The 19,802-nt window shown below is 69.8% G+C and carries 18 protein-coding genes; 10 read left to right on the top strand and 8 right to left on the bottom strand.

From position 1 onward, the window contains the following. Positions 1 to 31 precede the first annotated feature (31 nt). The 3 genes from KZC56_RS08050 to KZC56_RS08040 all read right to left on the bottom strand — a co-directional run bounded on the left by KZC56_RS08050 (position 32) and on the right by KZC56_RS08040 (position 2,628). The gene (locus KZC56_RS08050) at positions 32 to 877 is read right to left on the bottom strand and encodes a transposase (protein ID WP_247638313.1); all 846 of its coding nucleotides are present in this window, start codon (positions 875 to 877) and stop codon (positions 32 to 34) included. 26 nt (positions 878 to 903) lie between these two features. Then, positions 904 to 2,229 carry a VCBS repeat domain-containing M23 family metallopeptidase gene (locus KZC56_RS08045; protein ID WP_136029387.1) on the bottom strand — a complete coding sequence of 442 codons (1,326 nt, stop codon included), beginning with the start codon at positions 2,227 to 2,229 and terminating at the stop codon, positions 904 to 906. A gap of 138 nt (positions 2,230 to 2,367) precedes the next feature. Continuing rightward, positions 2,368 to 2,628, bottom strand: a complete 261-nt coding sequence (locus KZC56_RS08040; RefSeq protein WP_136029385.1) for a hypothetical protein — start codon at positions 2,626 to 2,628, stop codon at positions 2,368 to 2,370. Positions 2,629 to 2,797: 169 nt separating this feature from the next. Between KZC56_RS08040 and KZC56_RS08035 the strand changes: the two genes are divergently transcribed. The 3 genes from KZC56_RS08035 to KZC56_RS08025 all read left to right on the top strand — a co-directional run bounded on the left by KZC56_RS08035 (position 2,798) and on the right by KZC56_RS08025 (position 5,268). Then, positions 2,798 to 3,103: a DUF7882 family protein gene (locus tag KZC56_RS08035; protein WP_136029383.1), complete on the top strand. Its 306-nt coding sequence runs from the start codon at positions 2,798 to 2,800 to the stop codon at positions 3,101 to 3,103. Positions 3,104 to 3,135: 32 nt separating this feature from the next. Further along, the gene (locus KZC56_RS08030; RefSeq protein ID WP_247638312.1) at positions 3,136 to 3,654 is read left to right on the top strand and encodes a hypothetical protein; all 519 of its coding nucleotides are present in this window, start codon (positions 3,136 to 3,138) and stop codon (positions 3,652 to 3,654) included. Positions 3,655 to 3,864: 210 nt separating this feature from the next. Further along, the gene (locus KZC56_RS08025; protein ID WP_136037116.1) at positions 3,865 to 5,268 is read left to right on the top strand and encodes a DivIVA domain-containing protein; all 1,404 of its coding nucleotides are present in this window, start codon (positions 3,865 to 3,867) and stop codon (positions 5,266 to 5,268) included. Positions 5,269 to 5,331: 63 nt separating this feature from the next. Here KZC56_RS08025 and KZC56_RS08020 read toward each other — a convergent pair whose 3' ends face one another. Beyond that, a complete protein-coding gene (locus KZC56_RS08020; RefSeq protein ID WP_136029378.1) occupies positions 5,332 to 5,610 on the bottom strand; it encodes a hypothetical protein in 279 nt (92 codons plus the stop codon). Positions 5,611 to 6,087: 477 nt separating this feature from the next. Here KZC56_RS08020 and KZC56_RS08015 point away from each other — a divergent pair, with 477 nt between their 5' ends. Beyond that, a complete protein-coding gene (locus KZC56_RS08015; protein WP_247638311.1) occupies positions 6,088 to 6,702 on the top strand; it encodes a TetR/AcrR family transcriptional regulator in 615 nt (204 codons plus the stop codon). Between the two features lie 12 nt (positions 6,703 to 6,714). On the opposite strand, the gene KZC56_RS08010 is transcribed toward KZC56_RS08015, so the two are convergent. Further along, positions 6,715 to 7,863 (bottom strand): low temperature requirement protein A, encoded by a 1,149-nt coding sequence (locus tag KZC56_RS08010; RefSeq protein ID WP_247638310.1) that lies wholly within the window; start codon positions 7,861 to 7,863, stop codon positions 6,715 to 6,717. A gap of 363 nt (positions 7,864 to 8,226) precedes the next feature. On the opposite strand from KZC56_RS08010, the gene KZC56_RS08005 reads away from it, so the two are divergent. The 6 genes from KZC56_RS08005 to KZC56_RS07980 all read left to right on the top strand — a co-directional run bounded on the left by KZC56_RS08005 (position 8,227) and on the right by KZC56_RS07980 (position 17,819). Next, positions 8,227 to 9,753: a sugar transferase gene (locus KZC56_RS08005; RefSeq protein ID WP_136029372.1), complete on the top strand. Its 1,527-nt coding sequence runs from the start codon at positions 8,227 to 8,229 to the stop codon at positions 9,751 to 9,753. Then, a complete protein-coding gene (locus tag KZC56_RS08000) occupies positions 9,753 to 10,442 on the top strand; it encodes a hypothetical protein (protein ID WP_136044643.1) in 690 nt (229 codons plus the stop codon). Before KZC56_RS08005 ends, KZC56_RS08000 begins: the two co-directional genes overlap by 1 nt. Before the next feature lie 122 nt (positions 10,443 to 10,564). After that, positions 10,565 to 14,260: a fibrinogen-like YCDxxxxGGGW domain-containing protein gene (locus KZC56_RS07995; RefSeq protein WP_247638309.1), complete on the top strand. Its 3,696-nt coding sequence runs from the start codon at positions 10,565 to 10,567 to the stop codon at positions 14,258 to 14,260. Continuing rightward, a complete protein-coding gene (locus tag KZC56_RS07990; protein ID WP_247638308.1) occupies positions 14,257 to 14,961 on the top strand; it encodes a CDP-alcohol phosphatidyltransferase family protein in 705 nt (234 codons plus the stop codon). The genes KZC56_RS07995 and KZC56_RS07990 overlap by 4 nt, the downstream gene beginning before the upstream one ends. Positions 14,962 to 14,977: 16 nt before the next feature. Next, positions 14,978 to 16,318, top strand: a complete 1,341-nt coding sequence (locus KZC56_RS07985) for an O-antigen ligase family protein (protein ID WP_136029364.1) — start codon at positions 14,978 to 14,980, stop codon at positions 16,316 to 16,318. After that, positions 16,308 to 17,819 (top strand): lipopolysaccharide biosynthesis protein, encoded by a 1,512-nt coding sequence (locus tag KZC56_RS07980; protein ID WP_247638307.1) that lies wholly within the window; start codon positions 16,308 to 16,310, stop codon positions 17,817 to 17,819. Before KZC56_RS07985 ends, KZC56_RS07980 begins: the two co-directional genes overlap by 11 nt. Before the next feature lie 21 nt (positions 17,820 to 17,840). On the opposite strand, the gene KZC56_RS07975 is transcribed toward KZC56_RS07980, so the two are convergent. The 3 genes from KZC56_RS07975 to KZC56_RS07965 are packed head-to-tail and all read right to left on the bottom strand — an operon-like array spanning position 17,841 to position 19,769. Beyond that, complete coding sequence (locus KZC56_RS07975; RefSeq protein ID WP_247638306.1) at positions 17,841 to 18,407, bottom strand: glycosyltransferase; 567 nt, start codon at positions 18,405 to 18,407, stop codon at positions 17,841 to 17,843. After that, positions 18,404 to 18,853 carry a glycosyltransferase family 28 protein gene (locus KZC56_RS07970; RefSeq protein ID WP_136029358.1) on the bottom strand — a complete coding sequence of 150 codons (450 nt, stop codon included), beginning with the start codon at positions 18,851 to 18,853 and terminating at the stop codon, positions 18,404 to 18,406. Before KZC56_RS07970 ends, KZC56_RS07975 begins: the two co-directional genes overlap by 4 nt. Positions 18,854 to 18,857: 4 nt before the next feature. Next, a complete protein-coding gene (locus KZC56_RS07965) occupies positions 18,858 to 19,769 on the bottom strand; it encodes a glycosyltransferase family 2 protein (protein WP_168387168.1) in 912 nt (303 codons plus the stop codon). Between the last annotated feature and the right edge of the window lie 33 nt (positions 19,770 to 19,802).

Below are 19,802 nucleotides of genomic sequence, written 5' to 3'. Positions count from 1 at the left end.
CATCGTCGCACACGTGCCGCGCAGACCAGGGTCAGAGCGCATCGAGTGCCCGCTGCGCCGCCTCGCGATCCCGCGCCGCCTCGTCGCGCGACGCCACGGCCTCCTCCTGACGCTCGGTCGCCCCCGGCAGCTCTCCCGCGATGCGCTCGGCCTCCGTGCGCAGCTGTGCGAGCTGCGCCTCGAGGTCGGCGATATCGTCGTCGAGCTCCTCGGCGCGCGCGCGAAGCGTCCGCAGCACATCGTCCTGTTTCGCCACTGCACGCTCCGCCGCCGCGAGCTCCTTCTCCGCCGCGGTCACGCGCCGTTCGGCCTCGCGTCGAGCCCGCCGCGCGGAGAGCTCATCCGCGCGGCGCGGCGCGGCGGGCGCGAGTGTCGGCACCTCCCCCGCCACGGCCTCGCGGACGTCGTCGCCCGACGCGTTCGGCTCCAGGGCGCGCAGGAGTCGCCCCGACGCCACCGCCGCCGCCGCGTCGGGGTCGAAGAAGGCGGCGGAGATCGTCTGCTCGACCGCGTCCAGCGTCGCCGTCGTCACGCGTTCCCCGCGCGACTGCGCGAGCTGTCCCGCCGCCTGCGCCAGCCGTCGCGTGAGGGCGCGCCGCTCACGTCCGAGCTTCGCCAGCGCCGCGGCGTCGAGGTCCGCCTGCGCCTCCCGCAGCTCGGCGGCCAGGCTCAGCGCTTCCCCCAGCTGCTCCGCCCTCTCCCGAGCGAACACGTTCACGACCCACGCCGCGACCGAGGGCTTGCGCAGCTCTCGCACGGCCGCGGCGGTGGCGGCATCCGCGGTGTCCTTCGCGCGAGCGGTGCGCGCCGCCACGAAGTCGCCCGGCGACGCCGCGTACAGGTCCGCGACGATCTCGTCGAACGTGGAAGCCGCCATGCGCCCACGATACGCGGCACCAGACCCTACTCGATCGTGAGGTGTCCGCCCCAGTCGGAGCCCACGAGCGTCTTGGTCCCGAAGGTCCCGTCGCCGAGACCGCTGTACAGGTAGACCTCGCCCGCAGGGGTGCGTCCGAGGAGGTCCGCCCGGCGGTCGCCGTTGTAGTCGACCCCGCCCGTGAGCGCCGTGAACTCGATCCACCCCTCGCCGACGACCCGCGCCGTCTGGAAGCCGTAGTTCGCGCCACGGTAGAAGTAGAGCGTCCCGGTGTCCGAGGCGGCGATCAGGTCGCCCTTGCCGTCGTTGTCGAAGTCGCCGCCCACGATGAAGTGGAAGCCCTCCCACCCGACGCCGAGTGTGGTCACGCGCCCGGTGAAGCCGCCGGAGCCGTTGCCTTCGTACAGCGACATCGCCCCGTTGGGGGCGACGCCGATCACGTCCTGTCTGCCGTCGCCGGTGAAGTCGGCGCCGGAGACGATGTGCAGCAGGCCGTACCAGCCGTTCCCGATCGCGGTCCCGGCCGCGAATCCTCCCGCACCGTTCCCGGCGTAGAACTCGAGCGTGCCGTCGGATCTCGCCGCGATCAGGTCGGCCTTCGTATCGCCGTTGAAGTCGGCGTGGGTGACGTGGCGACGGCTGCCGCCCCAGAGTCCGAGGGCCGTGGTCGCCGCGGCGAACGACCCCTGGCCGTTGCCGGTGCGCAGACGCAGGTCGCCGTTGCCGGCGACCACGAGCACGTCCGCGTTGCCGTCGCCCGTGTAGTCCGCGGAGGCGACGGTGCCCGAGCCGGTGCCGAGACCGGGGAAGAACAGCGGGATGGTGGCACCGCGCGTGACGTTCGACAGGCACGTGAAACCGTTGTTGATCTGCGAGTAGACGCGGCCGTTCAGCCAGACCTCGAAGTGCAGGTGGTAGGCGGCGGAGTTGCCGGTGTTGCCGACCACGCCGATCTGCTGGCCCCGCAGCACGCGGGTCCCCGGCGGGTACCACGCGGTGCTGGCCATGTGGGCGTAGCGGGTGACGTAGCCGCCCGCGTGCTCGATGTCGGTGTAGTTGCCGTATCCGCCGTTCGACGTGCGCGTGCGGACGACGCCGTCGTAGGCCGCCAGGATCGGGGTGCCGCCGTTGCGTGAGATGTCGATGCCGTCGTGGGCGCGGTAGTTGCCCAGACAGCCGTCACCGACCTTGGACTGGATGTTGCCAGACGCCGGGTAGACCATGTAGCCGTCGGGCGCGGCGGCCGCGGCCGGGTCGCCCGTGGTGAACGCGGGAGCCAGGGTGCCGAGCATCACCGCGAGCACGGCGACGATCCCGATGCGGCCAAGGCGCAAGCGGGACGTGCGCTTCATCGTGACGTTCTCTCTTGCTCAGCGGCCCCAGGGACATCATGTCCACCGCGGTCACCGTACCAAGCGCGGAGCGCGATACCCGTCAACGCCACCCCGCGGGCGACGGATCGGTCGGGGCGGGTTCCGGCGCTGTCCGCGTCAGAGCAGCTCGTGGTCGAAGAAGTCGCCTCGGGGGAAGATCGCGACCGGAGGCTCATCGGGTTCGGCGTCGTGCGGTTCGACCGAGATCACGACGTGACTCATCGGGGAGACGAGCACGTTCACCCGCGACCCGTCCGCCACGGTGAACGCGACGAACCCGCCTCCCGCCCGGACCGCGGCATCGATCTCCTGCTTCATCCCGTCCGCCGACTCACCGGGTGCGAGCACGAAGCCGACATCGTTCACGACGATCCGCACGCGCGCCGTCCTCTTCGCCTCATGTGTCACTGCCGTCACCTGTCCCGTCTGCGCGTTTCCGAGGCCCGCCTGTCCGGCGACAATAGGCCTCCGGTTCCTCGCACCGAAGGGGGTTGCGCCGATCAGGGATGAGAGGCAGAGGGCCTCGGAGCGGTGTACGGTCAGCACTATGGGCAGACTCCGCTACGACGGTCATTCCGACCCGATTCTCATCGAGGATGAGACCCTGGCGCACCTGAAAATCGTGATCTCCACGAAGCTCCGTCGACAGGAGAGCTTCATGATGACCTGGCTGCCCGTCGCAGCCGGGGTGGACAAGCGCGCGACGATCTGGATCCACCCGGCCATCCCGCTCCAGTTCGGCTTCGACGCGGCGGAGCCGCCCCGCATCGACCCGCACCGCGTGCAGGAGATCATGCAGGCGCTCAACTCCTCCGGTGAGCTCGTGCTGGACGCGCTCACCGCACCCCGCTGAACGGACCGCCGTTCCGCCCACACGGATCAGTCGTGGTTCCCACTCTCCTTCTCTTCGGACTGCTCATCCTGGCGATCATCATCGGGGCCGCCTTCCTGCGCCCGTGGCTGAACCGCAGCACCGCGGCCGCAGGACGCCGCGCGGGCGACCGCTTCGCGCGAGACCAGCTCGACAAGGCCCTCGCCGAGTTCGGTCGCACGCTGCGGATCCACGCGCCCGCCCCGGAGGCACGTGAGCTCCTGACGATGGCAGCGGCCGCCGGCAAGGACTTCCTCCCGGTGGAAGACGGCGCCATCGGCATCCGCTTCGTCGACCCCGACGACACCGTCGTGCGCGTGACCGCCGACCCGATGGGCGCGGTGCTGCGCGTCGAGACCTTCCGCGAGTACATGGGGTTCCCGCAGACCACGGCGCTGTGGACCGAGCTGCGCTCCCGCGTCGCGGCGGCGGCGGGGGCGCGGGGCATCACGGTGTCCGACGGGCCGCCGGTCTCGTACGTCCGTGGCGCGCTGCTCGACGATCGCAATGCCCGCTGGTCGCGCTCCGGATGAACCGTCCGTCGGCACCGCCCTCCCCGGTGTGAAGAGGGGCTCACGATCCACAGCCGGCGCAACTAGGCTAGGACCGCGTCGCGCCCGGCACAGCGTCCGCTGAGGACACGGTCGCGACGTGCGCCGGGCGGCCTCCTCGTCCGTGCGTGCGATCCCGTTCGGCGGTCGGAGCCCCCGCTCCGCGTCCGGACACGCCAGAAAGGCCCAACCATGAGCGACTCCCCGGACGGCTCCCGCGACGAGCGGTCGCCGGACTTCTTCGACCAGCTGATCGAGACGGCACCGCGCGACCAGCAGTCGTCGTCGGCGTCGAACGCCGCGTTCACGATCGGCTTCCGCGGCTACGACAAGGGCGAGGTCGACGCGGCGCTCGCCTCCCTGCGGGCGCAGGTGCAGCAGTTGTCCGACCAGCTCGCCGAGACGCAGACCAGGGAGACCGAGTCGGTCGAGGCCATCCGCGCGGAGGAGCGTGAGGCGCGCGAGGCGCTGGAGAGCGAGCTCGCCGCCGCGAACGCCAAGGCCGCCGACGCCGAGCAGCAGGTCGCCACGCTGACCTCGGAGCTCGTCGACACCCCGCAGCCCGATGGCGAGGAGGCGCCGTCTCGTCAGCAGTTCGAGGCGATCCTGCGCGTCGCGGAGGAGCAGGCGAACGTGCTGATCCAGAACGCCGCCGTGCAGGCCGACCGGCTCATGGCGGCGGCGCGCGAAGAGGTCGCCGCGCAGCGCGCCGAGGCCGAGGCCGACGCCGATCGCATCACTTCGCAGGCCCAGCGGGACGCCGACCAGGTGCGCCTGAAGATGGAGACCGAGTACACGGCCCACGAGGCACGCATCGAGCGGGAGGCGTCGCACGCCGCCGAGAAGGTGAACCAGGCGTCGCAGGAGGCCACCGCGATCCGCACGGAGGCCGAGAAGGGCGCGGCGGCGCTGCGTTCGCTCGTCACGAGGGAGACCACGCAGCTGCGGGCGGATGCGGAGCGCGAGGTGCGCGAGATGAACGCCCGCGTGCTCGAGTTCGAGGAGACGCTGACCCGTCGCCAGGACGACGCGCAGCAGGAGTTCCTGGTGCTGCACAACCAGGCCGTCGCGCACGCGGAGCGCATCACGACCGATGCCAACGAGCAGGTCACCGCTTCCCTGGAGCACGCGCAGCGGATCTCCGCGAAGGCAGACGACTACGAGCGGCTCATGCGGTCGCAGGCGCAGGCGATCGAGGCGGACGCGCAGGTGCGCGCCAGGGAGATCCTCGACCGCGCCAGGGTGAAGTCGCAGAAGATCGTCGATGCGGTCACCGGTCACACGACCGCGGTGCTGCACGACGCCGAGGACCGCACGCGGCAGCTGCGCTGGCAGCAGCAGCAGCTGTCGAGCTTCATGGCCGAGGTGCGCGAGCTCATCCGCCCTGACGGCATCTTCAGCGACGATGCGCTGCCCTCGTCGATCGCGGTCGCCGAGGCCACGATCGACGACGAGGACGAGTCGGGTTCGGAGGCCACCGAGACGGTCGTGGAGACGTTCCTGGGCGACGAGGTGCTGGACGACGAGCTCGACGACGACAGCCCGCTCGAGAAGATCACGATCGACGTGGTGGAGACCGACGACAGCAAGCGGTAGAGCCGGACACGACGAAGGCGCGAGCAGCTCTCTGCTCGCGCCTTCGTCGTGTCGTCGGTGTGGTCAGGCCCTGGCCCGGCGTACGCGGCGGCGTCCGGAGCGCGGCACGGACCGGAGCCCGGAGCGCGGTGCGGGCCGGGTCGCAGCGTCGAGTGCGTCGCAGGCGTCGTCGAGCGAGGCGTAGGTACCGAGGTCGGTACCGCGCTCGTCGCGCAGCACGTGTGCGGCGCCGTCGAACTCGACGAAGCCGGCGAACTCGCCGCCGCGGGTGGCGACGTGCACGTCGATGTCGGCCTGCTTCCAGGTGAGGGGGTCGGACGGAGGGACGGTGGTGGTGCTCATGGTGATGCTCATTGCTATGTGGCGGGCACGCAGGGCGGTCCGCAAGTGAGGAGATCGAAGGCGGCGTCGCGCGCGTCGATGTGCGCGAACCGTGGATGGGCCCTGATCAGTGGCGACGCGGCGGCCGAGAGGGGCGAAACGCACACGTTGCATCGTCAGTCTAGCAGAGATGCCGTGACGACGGTTTCGGGGGCGCGACGGAGGAGGTGGGGACATCGCTCCGCCGCGCACGCTGCCGAGCGAGAGTTCGTCAGGCAGCGGTTGCCGGGGCGACGGGGAATCGCGCGCGCGGCGTGGTCGACGATCGGGCGCTGGGGACGCTCACGATCGCGATCCATCCAGTGCATCACGGGATTGGTCAAGTGTCAAGTTTTTCTTGGATGAGTGTCCAGTTTTCACTTGACGACTGTTCAAATCCGTGACGGTGCCCACTAGCATGACCGATACCGAACGCAGGGACGGAGTCGAGACGAGACGATGAACACAGCGATCAAGAGGGCCGAGCGCGCCGGGACCGACAAGTTCGCCCTCCGTCGACGGAGCCTGGCGGAGGCCGCGCTGGAGGCGATCGCCGAACGCGGGTTCGCCCGCACGGGGCTGCGCGAGATCGCCCAGCACTCCGAGCTCTCCCACGGCTCGCTGCACTACTACTTCACCGACAAGAACGACCTCATCGCGGAGGCCGTCCGCATCTCGCGCGGCCAGCCGGCCGAGCGCTACGCCGCCATCATCGAGACGGCGACCACCCCCGACGAGCTCGCCGGGCGCGTGGCCGACGAGATGGCCAGGAGCCTGAAGGACGACGCGTCGCTGCACCGCCTCTGGTACGACCTGCGCAATCAGGCACTGTTCGAGTCCGGCTTCGGCGACACGATCGAGCAGATCGAGCAGATGCTGCAGGAAGCGATCGGCGAGGTGCTCGCGCGCTACGCGGAACTCGCCGGGAAACCGTGTCGCTTCGACGCCACCCTGGCGTACGCCCTGACCGACGGCATGCTCCAGAACGCCCTCATCCGCCATCTGCGCGGCGACACGGAGGCGGTCTCGCGACTGCGTCAGGAGTGCCTCGCCCTGTTCGCCGCCTGCGTCTGAGCGGCGCGGCGCCTACGTCCCCACCGGCGCCTCGGCCTCGCGCGTGACCGGCGGTCGGACCACGAGCACGACCACGACGGCTGCCAGGATCAGTGCGGTGAGCGTCACCGGGACCGGCAGCACCGGATCCAACAGCACGAGTGCCGCTCCGGTCGGCACCACCGTGTTGACCACACGGTCGGCGTTCTCCTTGATCGCGATCCACCAGACGCCGAGGAGGAACACCGCGATGGGGACGGTCACGGTGAACGAAGCGGCCATGCTCGACAGGTGGCTCTCACCGGTGAGCACGTCCAGCTCCACCTCGATGCCTGCCGAGAAGGCGGCGGCCGCCGCGAACACGAAGTAGTGCGTGTAGCCGTACCGCAGCGACCGGCGGAACGAGGTGATCGCGCGGTGATGCGGCGGCCAGAAGTAGATCCACCAGAGCGAGGCGGTGACCACCAGCGTGAGCACCGAGATCGCGATCAGCGGCCCGAGCGCCTCGACCTCGTCGAGCGCGTCGATGATCGCGTTCGCCGAGGCGAGCAGGCTCTCCCCCAGCACGATGAGAGTGAACAGCCCGTAGCGCTCTGTGATGTGGTGCCGGTGCCACGGGGTCTGCCGGCGGTATTCGGCGAACACCGGAACGGAGATCTCGATGAGGGCGAACACCACGAACGCCACGAGCTGGGCGGGCCCCGTCGGGATCAGGAGGAACAGCACCCAGAGCACCTGCACCCCGGCGATGCCCGCCGCGTACCGGCGGGTGGCGGAGCGCAGCGCACCGGCCGACCGTGAGGCCCTGAGCCACTGCGCGACCATGGCCACGCGCATCACGACGTACCCGATGACCGGCACGGTGAAGTCGCCCTCGTCGAAGGCCCGCGGCACACCGGCCGCGAGGATGAGCACCCCGCCCATCTGCACGAACGTCGTCACGCGGTAGAGCCAGTCGTCCGTGTCGAACGAGGTGGCGAACCACGTGAAGTTCATCCACGCCCACCAGATCGCGAAGAACACCATCGCGTACGACGTGATGCCGTGGACGAAGTCCCCGTGCGAGAGGGCGTGGTGCAGCTGCGACGAGGCGATGCTCACGGCCACGACGAACACCAGGTCGAAGAACAGCTCGAGGGTGCTCGCGGTGCGATGCGGCTGCGCCGGGTCACGGGGCAGCATGGTGCGCAGGCGAGAACGAGGAGAGGGTGGGGGCGCCATCACCGCGTCAGGATAGCGCCCGGCTCGCACCCGGCCGTGCACCACCGCCGACGGGGTTTCATCCATTCCCCGGATTTGTCTTCCGTTTCATAGCCGGTTCCGCTACAGTGTTCCAGGTCTGCAGCGCCTGCTGCACGAAGCCGCCGGTTGGGACGGCGCCTTCGACTCCGAGATGTGGGATCACGGAGTTCCAGCAGGACCCGAGGGGTCGGGACGCAGACGACTGCCGTGAACGTGGGGTTCACGGTCTGGGGATATCAAACTGGGGAAATCAATGTCGCACTGGGGAATTCTGCGTACATTCACGGCTCAAGGGGCCTCGGCATGACGTCCGTCGAGGATGCTCTGAGCATCTCTCGCACGGGATTCGTTCCGGCCACCGCTCCGCGGGCCACCACGTCGTCCACGCGCCCGGCGACCACGCCGCGCGCTTCGGCGACGCTGGAACGGCGTCGGCAGTGGGAACGTCACTATCGGATGCGGCTGCGGATCACGGATGCGGCTGTCATCCTGATCGCCGTCGCTCTGACGGTCGCGGTCCAGCTGACCTCCGGCGTCGTGGCGATCGAGGCGGGGCGCAACGCTGCTCTGCTCGGCCTCGCCTGGTATCTGATGCTGTCGGCGCTCAACACCCGCGACGCCGCCATCTTCGGTTCCGGGGCCACGGAATACCGCCGCGTGGCACACGCCAGCGGCCTGGCATTCGGCATCACCGCTATCGCGGGCGTCCTACTGGCGTGGGAGGGACTGCAGCCGCTGTTCCTCGTCGCGCTGCCTGTCGGGACGTTCGGGTTGCTCGGCGCGCGCTGGGCCTGGAGACGGTGGCTGCAGCGCCGCCGGATCCGGGGCCAGTACGCGTCGCGCACCCTGGTGGTCGGCGCGACCGAAGACGTCGAGTATGTGATCACGTCTCTGCAGAAGGGCGCAGAGAACGGCTACCACGTCGTGGGGACGACGCTGGTGGATCGCAAGGCCGGCGCGTTCGCGATCGGGGAGAGCATCTACCCGGTCGTCGGCGATCTCGACAGCGTCGCCGCCGCGGCGGCCCAGCTCGGGGCGGACACGATCATCGTGGCGAGCCGTCCCGATGGGGACCCCGACTTCGTCAAGCAGCTCAGCTGGCAGCTCGAGGGCACCGCCGCCGAGCTCGTGCTCTCGAGCCGACTGACCGACGTCGCCGGTCCTCGCATCTCGCTGCGTCAGGTCGACGGCCTGCCGCTGATCCAGGTGAAGATCCCGACGTACGAGGGCGGGGTGCACGTGCTCAAGCGGGCGCTCGACATCTTCGTCGCGACGGTCGCGCTGATCCCGATCGCCCTCCTCACCCCGGTGCTGATGGCGCTCATCAAGCTCGACTCGCCCGGACCCGCGTTCTTCTTCCAGGAGCGCGTCGGCCGCGACGGCCGCCGCTTCAAGATGGTGAAGTTCCGCTCGATGAAGACCGACGCCGAGCAGCAGCTCGCCGCCCTCAAGGCGCAGAACGACGGCGCCGGTCTTCTGTTCAAGATGAAGGACGACCCCCGCGTCACCCGCGTGGGAAAGGTGCTGCGCAAGCTGTCGCTCGACGAGCTGCCGCAGTTCTGGAACGTCCTCACCGGCGACATGAGTGTCGTCGGGCCTCGTCCGCCGCTTCCCAGCGAGGTCACGGCGTACGACGGCACCGTGTTCCGCCGCCTGTACATCAAGCCCGGCATCACGGGCCTGTGGCAGGTGTCCGGGCGCAGCGACCTGTCGTGGGACGAGAGCGTGCGCCTCGACCTGCGGTACGTCGAGAACTGGTCGGTCATGAATGATCTGCAAATCATGTGGCGGACCGCGAAGGTGATGATCCAGCCGAAGGGGGCTTACTGATGAATGACGAAGGTCAGGTGATCGAGGGCGAGAAGGCGCCCGCGACGCACCGCAGACGATGGATCGCGATCGGTGCCGTGGCACTGCTCGCGCTGGGCGCCGCAGGGGTTGGCGTCGCCCTCGTGACGAACAACGGCGGAGCGCCGTCGGCCTCGTCCACCCACAAGCCCGTCGACGACGGCGACGAGGACAAGGCGGCATCCGAAGATCCGCTGAAGTCCGTCCCGAAGGTGGTCGACGGCCCGATGAGCGATGACCAGGACGCCGAGGTCAAGCGGGCGACCGCGGCCGCCGACGCCGTGGTCGCCGCCCTCGACGAGGTCAGCCAGCGCGGCGACGGCTCGGCGGTCGGCGTCGACGCGGTCGCGACCGGCTGGGTGCTCGGCGAGGTGCAGTCCCACGCACGGGAGCAGATGGACCTGGGCTACACGCAGACGGGCAAGGCGGTCGTCACGAGCGTCACCCCGACGGCGGTGGACCTGGCGTCCTCCCCCGCGACCATCACCCTCAAGGTGTGCGTCGACGTGTCCGACATCGACGTGAAGGACGCGGCGGGCAACTCGCTCAAGGACTCGCTGTACAACCCCGGCCACCCCGTGGCCCACATCTACGGAGCCGTCTTCGAGGACGACACCTGGAAGATCTCGTCGCACGAGATCCCCGACGTTCAGGACTGCCCCGCAGCCTGACCTCCCCCACACCCCCCCGGGGGATCGCCGATCTCTCGAACACCCGAACGTGGCTCACCCGCACCTGGAGCGACTCACCCCCGAGTCGCTCCAGGCGAGCCTCACACCCGAAGAAGGACTCCATGAACACTGCAGCACCCGCGCGGAGAGTGAAGGCGACCCGCGCAGCCGCTGGCGCCATGATCGCCGCGGCCGTCCTGGTGGGCTCACTGCTCACCCCGCTCGCGGCGAACGCCGCACCCCCGGCACTGCCGGACGGCCTCTCTCAGGAGACCGCCGCCGCGTCGTGCTGGGAGATCAAGCAGAACTACCCGCAGTCCACCGACGGCGTGTACTGGCTGGTCACCCCGGCGCTCGTCGCGCCGGAGCAGTTCTACTGCGACCAGACCACGTCCGGCGGCGGCTGGGTGCTCATCGGCCGAGGCCGCGAAGGCTGGAAGGAGGGGTACAACGGTTTGCGCACCGCAGCCCAGATCCGCAACACCCCGACCGGCACCGACGCGTTCCAGCCGGCACAGCTGCCGGCGGCGACGGTCGACGGACTCCTGAACAACGGCCGCGTCGACGCGCTGGCCGACGGCATCCGCCTGCGCCGCGCCACCAACACGGCCGGCACCACGTGGCAGGAGGGCCGGTTCACGTTCACGCAGCGCGATCGCTGGGTGTGGACCTTCGGCGCCGAGCACCGCGTGAAGAACTACAACTTCGACGGCTCGACCGGCACCGGCGGTCAGACCAACAACTTCGGCAACAACAACCAGCTGCGCCGCGTCGTGTTCAGTGAGCAGGCGTCGCACAACTACATCAACGGCTGGGCGTTCGGCTCGAGCATCGGCGGCAGCACCGCGGCCACCTCGTACCTGTGGGCGCCGTCGGGCCAGGGCTACGCGCGGCCGTTCACGCAGGTCTTCCTGCGGCCGCAGCTGAAGCTCGCGAACCTCGACTTCGGCGCCGTGCCCGCCTCGGGCACGCCCGCCTCCACGGTCGCGGCCATCCCGGAGAGCAACGCCATGACCACCGTCTGGGGTGTCTCCGGCTTCGCCAACGGCAGCAGCGGCGAGCTCAACACCGAGGTGGCCGAGTTCGGCGAGGTCGCCGGCAAGGTCTTCGTCGGCGGCAACTTCCGCTACGTGCAGCGCAACGAGGGCGGCACCGGTCAGGTCGAGCAGCCGTACCTCGCGGCCTTCGACGTGAACACGGGCGAGTGGGTCTCCACGTTCCGTCCGCAGCTCAACGGTCAGGTCAAGGCCATCGCAGGTCTGCCCGACGGGCGCGTCGCGATCGGTGGACAGTTCTCCACGGTCAACGGCACCCCGCAGGCGGGCATCGCGATCCTCGACCCCACGACCGGGCAGCTCTCGGGCTGGCAGGTCAACGCGGAGCACCGGGCGACCGGCAGCGTGCCCTACGTGCGCGACCTCGACGTGCAGGGCGACTTCCTGTACGTCGCCGGTGCCATGACGCACCTCACCGCGGTCGGCTCCACCATCAGTGCAAGCACCTGGAACGGCGGTCGCATCAACCTGACGACGGGTCGTCCCGACACCAACTGGAACGCGTTCCTCAACGGCAGCTCGATCGCCGTCGACGCCTCCGACCAGGGCGACCGCACCTACTTCTCCGGCTACTTCAAGATGAAGCAGACCACGTCCACCCCGAGCGCGGCCGCCATCCAGACCGCCGCGGGCGCCCCGCTGGTCGACCCGCTGTGGGTGCCGAAGTTCAGCAAGGCCACGCTCAACGCGGACGGCTCCTACTCCGGCAACATCTGGCAGCTCGGCGTGACCGAGGCCGGTGGGAAGGTGTGGCTCGGCGGCTCGGAGCACTCGCTCTTCGCCTACGACCGGAACACGTTCGAGCGCGTCAGCGGGTCGATCACGAAGGTCGGCGGCGACTTCCAGACGGTCGAGCACAACGCGAACCTCGTGATCGGCGGCTGCCACTGCGGCCACTGGGTCTACCAGGACGCGTACTCGTGGAGTGACGTGGGCACCGGCTGGACGCAGGCCGACAAGATGAACCTGATGGGTGCGTGGGACGCGCAGACCGGCAAGTTCGTGGCCGCCTGGTCGCCCGTCGTGCAGGCTCGCGCCGGCTACGGCGCCTGGGGCACGTTCTTCGACAGCACCGGCGTGCTGTGGGCCGGCGGCGACTTCAGCCGCTCGGTCAGGGCGGGCGAGGTCAACCAGTGGTCGGGCGGGTACATCCGCTTCGCCCCGCGCGACACCACCGCTCCCACGACGCCGGGCGCGATCACGGCGACCCCCGGCAACGGCGGCACCGAGGCGACGCTCACCTGGGCGGCCTCGACCGACACCGGAGGCGTGACCTACGAGGTGCTGCGCGACAACCGGGTGATCGCGTCGACGACGTCGGCCACCTACACCGTGCCGATCACGGAGACCCCGACGAACTACTTCGTCCGGGCACGCGACGCCGCGGGCAACCGTTCCGCGAGCACGGCGGCCTACGTCGCGCAGCCCGCACCGGCCTCGGCGCTCACGTTCATCGAGAACGGCTCGACCTGGTCGTGGCGGTACTCGTCCGACGCGCTGCCGTCCGACTGGAACACGCTCGCGTTCGACGACGCGTCGTGGAACACCGGCAAGGGCCTGTTCGCCCGCGGGGTGGCATCGGCGACGACCAACATCGACCCGACGAACCTCGCGACGAAGCCGCTGAGCGCGCAGTTCCGCAACGAGTTCCAGGTCACGAACGCGCTGAGCGTCGTGAACGGCAGCATCTCGGTCATCGCGAACGACGGCGTGGTGCTGTACCTCAACGGCGTCGAGCTCGGACGGGTGCGGATGCCCGCGGGCACCCTCACGCAGAACTCCTACGCGAACGGCGTCGTGTCGCACACGACCGCCGCCGCGAACCGGGTCGTGTTCGAGGTGCCGCAGGGCGTGCTCGTGGACGGGACGAACGTGCTGGCCGCCTCGGTGCACGCGAACTACCGCACCACTCCGGACCTGAGCTTCGACCTCGCCTTCACGGCGGAGCGCGGCCAGGCACCGGCGGCTCCGAACCCGGTCACGGGTCTCTCGGGGACCACCACTCTCGATTCCGCCACGCTCACCTGGACCGCTCCCGCGAGCGGCACCACCCCGCAGTCCTATGTGATCAGCCGGGGCGGCCAGCAGGTCGGCACGACGGACGCCGCGACGACGACGTTCACCGAGAGCGGCCTGACCGCCGCCACGGCGTACGACTACAGCGTGGTCGCGGTCGGGATCGGCGGTCTCGCGTCGACTCCCGCGACGGTCCAGGTGACGACGGCGACTCCGCCGTCGGACAACGAGCTGCCGGTCAGCGTGCCGAGCGGTTCGGCCTGGTCGTGGCGCTACTCGGCCGATCCGCTGCCGGCGGACTGGAACGCGGTGGCGTTCGACGCCTCCTCGTGGGCGAGCGGCTCGGCCGTCCTCGCCCGCGGGGTCGCGACGGCGGCGACGAACATCGACCCGACGAACCTCGCAACCAAGCCGCTCAGCGCGCAGTTCCGGCACTCCGTCACGGTGACGGACGCCGCGAGCGTCGCGAACGGCACGGTCACGGTTACGGCGGACGACGGTGTCGTGGTATACCTCAACGGGGTGGAGCTCGGGCGGGCGAACCTCGGGGCGGGGACCCTGACGCAGAATTCGTATGCCACGGCGGCACCGCGGGCGACCACGGCTGCGGCCAACAAGGTCACCTTCGCGGTGCCCGCCAATCTGCTCGTGGAAGGGACGAACGTGATCGCGGCGTCTGTGCACGCCAACTATCGCGGAACTCCCGACCTGAGCTTCGATCTCGCATTGGACATGCCTCGTAAATGACGAAAATCTCCTACGCAGAAGCGCGTCGAGCGCTCGCCTCCGCACAGAAAGCGGGGGCGGGCGTTCCCGCGTACCTGCGCTGGATCAATCGACCGCTCGGCGGCAGGGCCGCCGTGGTCGCCGCCACCTGGGGCGCCAGCCCCAACGGGGTCACGGCGGTCAGCGCGTTGTTCGGCCTCGCGGCCGTCGTCGTGCTGGCCGGCGTCACCGCGTGGTGGGCGGGGCCGCTCGCGGCCGTGCTCCTCCTGATCGGGTACATCCTGGACTCTGCCGACGGCCAGCTCGCGCGCATCCAGAAGCGCGGCGGCCCCGCCGGCGAATGGCTCGATCATGTGGTCGACGGTGTGCGGGCCCCGCTCGTGCACATCGCCGTCGCGGTGCACCTGCTCCGCACGGACGCGTGGCCGTGGTTGGTGCTGGTCGCCGGCCTGTTCTCGGTGCTCGTGTCCGGCTGGTTCCTCTCCCAGCTCCTCGCCGAGAAGCTCCTCCCCAAGACTCCCCCTTCCCCGGACGACGGACGCCGTGGCATCCTGGAGTCGTTCGTCAAGCAGCCTCAGGATCCCTCCACGACGTATGTCGTCCTGGCGTTCATCGGACTGCCGTTCGCGTTCGCGGTGCTCTACACCGCACTGTTCGTCTGGCACGTGCTGATCTTCGCCGGCTCGCTCCGCCGCAAGTACACGCAGCTGACCGCACTCTGAACCTGGACGCATCCGCATGGCACTCATCTCTTCACCGAGCCGTTCGCTGATCGCAGCGACCGGTCAAGACCCCAGCCTGGAGGTCGAGCCGAGATCGCTGCCCGCCTGGCCGGTGCTGACCGTGCTGTGGGGCTACCCGCTGTTCTGGCTCCTCGGGATGCTGCCCTTCGCGTCGGTGATCATGGCGGTGCCCATGGTGGCGCTGCTGATCATGCGGCGGCGCATCCTCATCGTCCCCGGCATCCTGCCGTGGATCGGGTTCGTGCTGTGGATGATCCCCTCGGCGCTCATGATCGATCAGCTCGGTCGCGGCGTCGGCCTCGGCGTACGCATCAGCCAGTTCCTCGCGCTGGCGATCATCATGGTCTACATCGTCAACGCGCGCAGCTCGCTCACGCCCAAGCGCATCTTCAACGGGCTGACCTTCATCTGGCTGTTCGTCATCGTGGGTGGCTACCTGGGGATGCTGTTCCCCGAGGTGCAGCTGACCATGACGATCGGTCGGCTGCTGCCGGACGCGATCTCGAGCAACGACTACGTGTCGGAGCTCGTGTTCCCGACCCTCGCCGAGATCCAGACGCCGTGGGGAGCTGCCGAGCCGTTCGTCCGCCCGTCGGCACCGTTCTCGTACACGAACGGCTGGGGAGCGGCGATGGCGGTGCTCACCCCCATCGCGATCGGCACGGCGATCGGCCACCGCACGGCGCGCGCCATGTGGTTCCTGGTGATCGCCCTCGTCGCGGCGATCCCGCCGGCGATCGCGACCACGAACCGCGGCCTGTTCCTCGGCATCGCGGGCGCGATCGTCTACGTCCTGTTCTGCCTGCTGATCCGCGGACGCTTCCTCGCCTTCTTCTGGGTCACGGTGCTGGGTATCGCCGCGGCCGTCATCCTCTTCCTCTCCGGGTTCCTCGACGGCATCGTGGCCCGCCAGGAGACGGTCGACACGACCGAGGGGCGCGGCAATCTCTACGCCGAGACCTGGGAGCGGACGCTGCAATCGCCGGTCATCGGGTGGGGGGCTCCACGACCGAGCACCTGGAGCGAGATCTACGTCGGCACGCAGGGCGCGATCTGGAACGCCATGTTCTGCTTCGGGCTGGTCGGCCTCGTCCTGTTCCTCGGGATGATCGTGATGGGCGCGGTGCGCACGTTCGACGCGCCGAACCTGTCGGCGGTGTGGATCCACGCCAGTGTGGTCGTGGCGGTCGGTCTGTCGATCTTCTACGGCCTGGACAGGCAGCTGGTGTTCGTCGGCATCGCCCTCGCGGTGCTGCTGCGGGAGAAGTATCTCGGCAAGTCCTCGTACTGGACACCACAGCCGACGCCGTTCGCGAAGGCGGCGAATGAAGAGTGAGGGGCTGGCGAAGAGTGGTCTGATCAGCCTGTTCGGCTCCGCTTTCGCCGCCCTCGCCGCCCTGCTGCTCACCGCGATCGTCGGTAACACCCTCGGTGCCGACGGGACCGGTCTGTTCTTCCAGGCCATGGGGATCTTCACGATCCTCACCCAGGTGCTCCGGCTCGGGACCAACAGCGGCATCGTCCGCTTCATCGCCGAGCAGCGCGCCTTCCACCGCGCCGGGGCGGAGTGGCGCATCGTGATGTTCGCGGTCGGCCCGGTCGCGGTGGTTTCCGGTCTCGTATCGCTCGCGATCTGGCTGCTGGCGGATGCGCTCGGAGAGTGGCTGGCCGCGCCGCGCGACGCAGCGGCGATGGCCGATCTGATGCGTGCGATGGTGCCGTATGTCGTGGTGGGCGCTCTGATCGGCGTCCTGCAGATCGCGGCGCGCATGCTTCGGGGCGTCACTGCCTTCACGCTGCTGCAGAGCATCCTGCTCCCGGCCAGCCGGCTGCTGACCGTGCTGCTCGCGGTCTCGGTCGCCGGGGTCGGCGCGTGGGGAGCGTTCGAGGCGTGGCTGCTGCCGCAGCCGTTCTGGCTGGTCGTGACGCTCGTGGTGATCGCGGCGCCGTTCGTGCGCGACTTCCGCCGTCGCCGGGAGAGCACGCCGGGCACGCGACCCACGATGGGCGAGTTCTGGCGGTTCAACGCCCCGCGCACGGTGAGCTCTGGCCTGGAGACCGCGCTCGAGTGGTCGGACGTGCTCATCATCGCCGCCCTCGCCTCGCCCTCCGCCGCGGGCGTGTACGCGGTCATCACCCGTGCCGTGCGCGCGGGCGGCGTGGTCGACAAGGCGATGCGCGTGGCGGTGTCCCCGACGATCTCCGCTCTCCTTGCCCGCGAGAACTACGCCGAGTCCACACGGCTGCACACCAAGGTCGTGCGGGCGATGATCCTGATGAACTGGCCGTTCTACATGCTGCTCATCTCGATGGGTCCCGCGGTCCTCGGTATCTTCGGCTCGGAGTTCCGCTCCGGCTGGGGTCCCATGGTGCTGCTGGCTCTGGCGATGATGTTCCAGACCGCGTGCGGCATGCTGCAGAGCATCCTCCTGCAGGGCGGGAAGAGCACGTGGCAGATGTACAACAAGGCGATCGCGCTGGCTGTGAGCATCGGAGGCAACCTCGCCCTCGTGCCGCTCCTGGGGGTCTGGGGTGCCGCGATCACCTGGGTCATCGTGATGCTGGCCGACAACCTCATCGCCGCCGTGCAGGTGCACCGCCTGATGCATGTGGACCTGCAGCCCTCGAAGCTGCTCGTGCCGATGCTGCCGCCCGTCTTGATCTTCGGCGGGGGCGGACTCCTGTTCACGTGGTTCGCGGGGTCGAGTCTGCTCGTGCTGCTGGTGGCCGGTGTCGTGCTGTGCGCGGTGTACGCCGCCGTGCTGTGGCTGTTCCGGCACGCCCTGCACATCGAGACGCTGTGGCGCCGGATCCCGTTCCTCGGCCGCTGGGCCTGACGGGAGTCCGGCGCCCGAGCGTCAGCGCCGCAGCTTGGTCGCGATGATCGCAGCCCCGCTGCGGAACAGGCGCGGGACGAAGGCGAACCACGGCGCGCGGCGGACCGGCTGCTCGAGCAGGGCGCGCACGGTGTCCGCCCCCGGCGTGGCGATCGTCCCGGGGGCTTCCGCGCCGCCGGAGAGCGCGCGGTCGAGCTGGGCGGCGAGTTCAGCGGAGGACAGGGCGCGCCGGATGATCCCGAGCTCGGCCATCTCCGCGCTGAACACGAGCTGGTGATCGTCGACCACCTCGCCGTCTCCGGGCACGCGCGGCACGACGATCGGCACGATGCCGAGGGCACGCATGTCCATCACGCCGCCGGCGCCGCCCTGGAGCACGACCGCGTCGGCCTCCCGGCACAGCGTCAGGAGTTCGGTGTAGGGCAGGATCTCGACGTTCTCGGCGCCGTCGACCGGAGCGGACGGGCCGTGCTGCATCACGAGGCGCACGCCGGGGTTCCGGTGCAGCCACTCCTCCACCCACTGCGAGAGCCGGTCGAAGGGCAGGTGGTACGTGCCGGCGGAGACGACGACCAGCGGCGCGCTCACAGCACGACCCCCACGTTGCGCGACCCGGGGTAGAACCGGCGCATCCGCTCCCACTGCACGAGGAACTCGTCCGCGAACGGGTAGACGAGTCGCCCGCTGAGGCCGGGTGAGGTGATGCGATCGACGGGCTCCAGGTACACCGTCCGCGCCCCGAAGAACCGCGCCTGGGTGAAGAACGGCAGGGCGATGGCCGCGCCGGTCGAGAACACGATGTCGGGCCGCTCCTCGGCCAGCACGCGTCGGGCGAGACCGAAGTTGCGCAGCAGATTCGGCACGTTCCGCACGGTCGGGTAGTGGATCTCGTACACCTTCTCGTCGGCGAGGCGCGAGCGCGCATCCTCCACCGGGAACGTGGCCCAGCACCGCTCGTGCTCGCCCCACCAGTCCCGCAGCGCCAGAGCCTGGGTGAGATGCCCGCCGGAGGAACAGGCGATGAGGATCTTCATGGCGTCAGATCCCCCGGCCGAGCTTCTGGACGACCTTCGTGATCGCCTGCGGGGTCACGAGCTTCCACGAGATGGCGATCGCGAGCGCCGCCTTGACCTGCTTCGGGTTGTGGCGGAGCGCGCGCCAGGCCCACGAGCGGGCCTCCTTGCCCTGCCCGGCCGAGGCCAGGGAGAACGCGACCTGGGCCTCGATGCGACCGAGGGCCGCGGGGATGGTCGCGAAGTCGGGGTGCTTGCGCAGCAGGTACTGCAGGGCCTCGGCGTACGCGGCCCACTTCCCGAAGTAGTACGACTGCCCCGTCCACAGCACGCGCACCAGCGGCTCGTTCACCACGGTCACGAGCCCGAGGGAGGAACCGCGCAACAGGATGTCGTAGTCCTCGCCGTAGCTGCGCGGAAGCTCCTCGTCGATCAGTCCGAGCTCGCCCAGGAGCACCTCGCGCCGGAACATCAGGCTCGACGAGTGCAGGCCGGGGTTGCGGTTGCGCAGGAAGTCCTCGTGAGTGAGGTCATCGGATGGCACACGGCGGACGATGCGGTTGGTGCCGTCGTCGACGACCATGGCGGTGCCGACGATGATCGCCTCCGGCTTCTCCTCGAAGCGGCGCAGCTGCGCGGCGAGCTTGCCGGGCAGCCACTCGTCGTCGTCGTCGAGGAAGGCCACCAGCCGCCCCTCCGCGGCCAGGATCCCCGAGTTGCGCGCGCCGGCGAGTCCGCGGGTGCGGGTGTTCGAGATGCCGCGCACCGTCCACCCCTCCGGCACCTCGACGTCCGGCACCTCGATCGGGCAGGCGTCGAACACGATGACGACCTCTCCCGTGGCCGAGGTCTTCTGCGCGAGCACGCTCTCGACGCCGAGCTTCATCAGCTCCGGTCGGTTGTGTGTCGGCAGGACGACAGAAACATCCAACTGCATGGTCACTCCCCTTGTGTGACGCGTCCGACCCAC

Origin of the sequence: Microbacterium sufflavum (assembly GCF_023091155.1) — a bacterium.
GTDB lineage: Bacteria > Actinomycetota > Actinomycetes > Actinomycetales > Microbacteriaceae > Microbacterium > Microbacterium sufflavum.
Note: the sequence above shows the minus strand (reverse complement) of the source record. Positions and strands in the feature narration are given on the sequence as shown.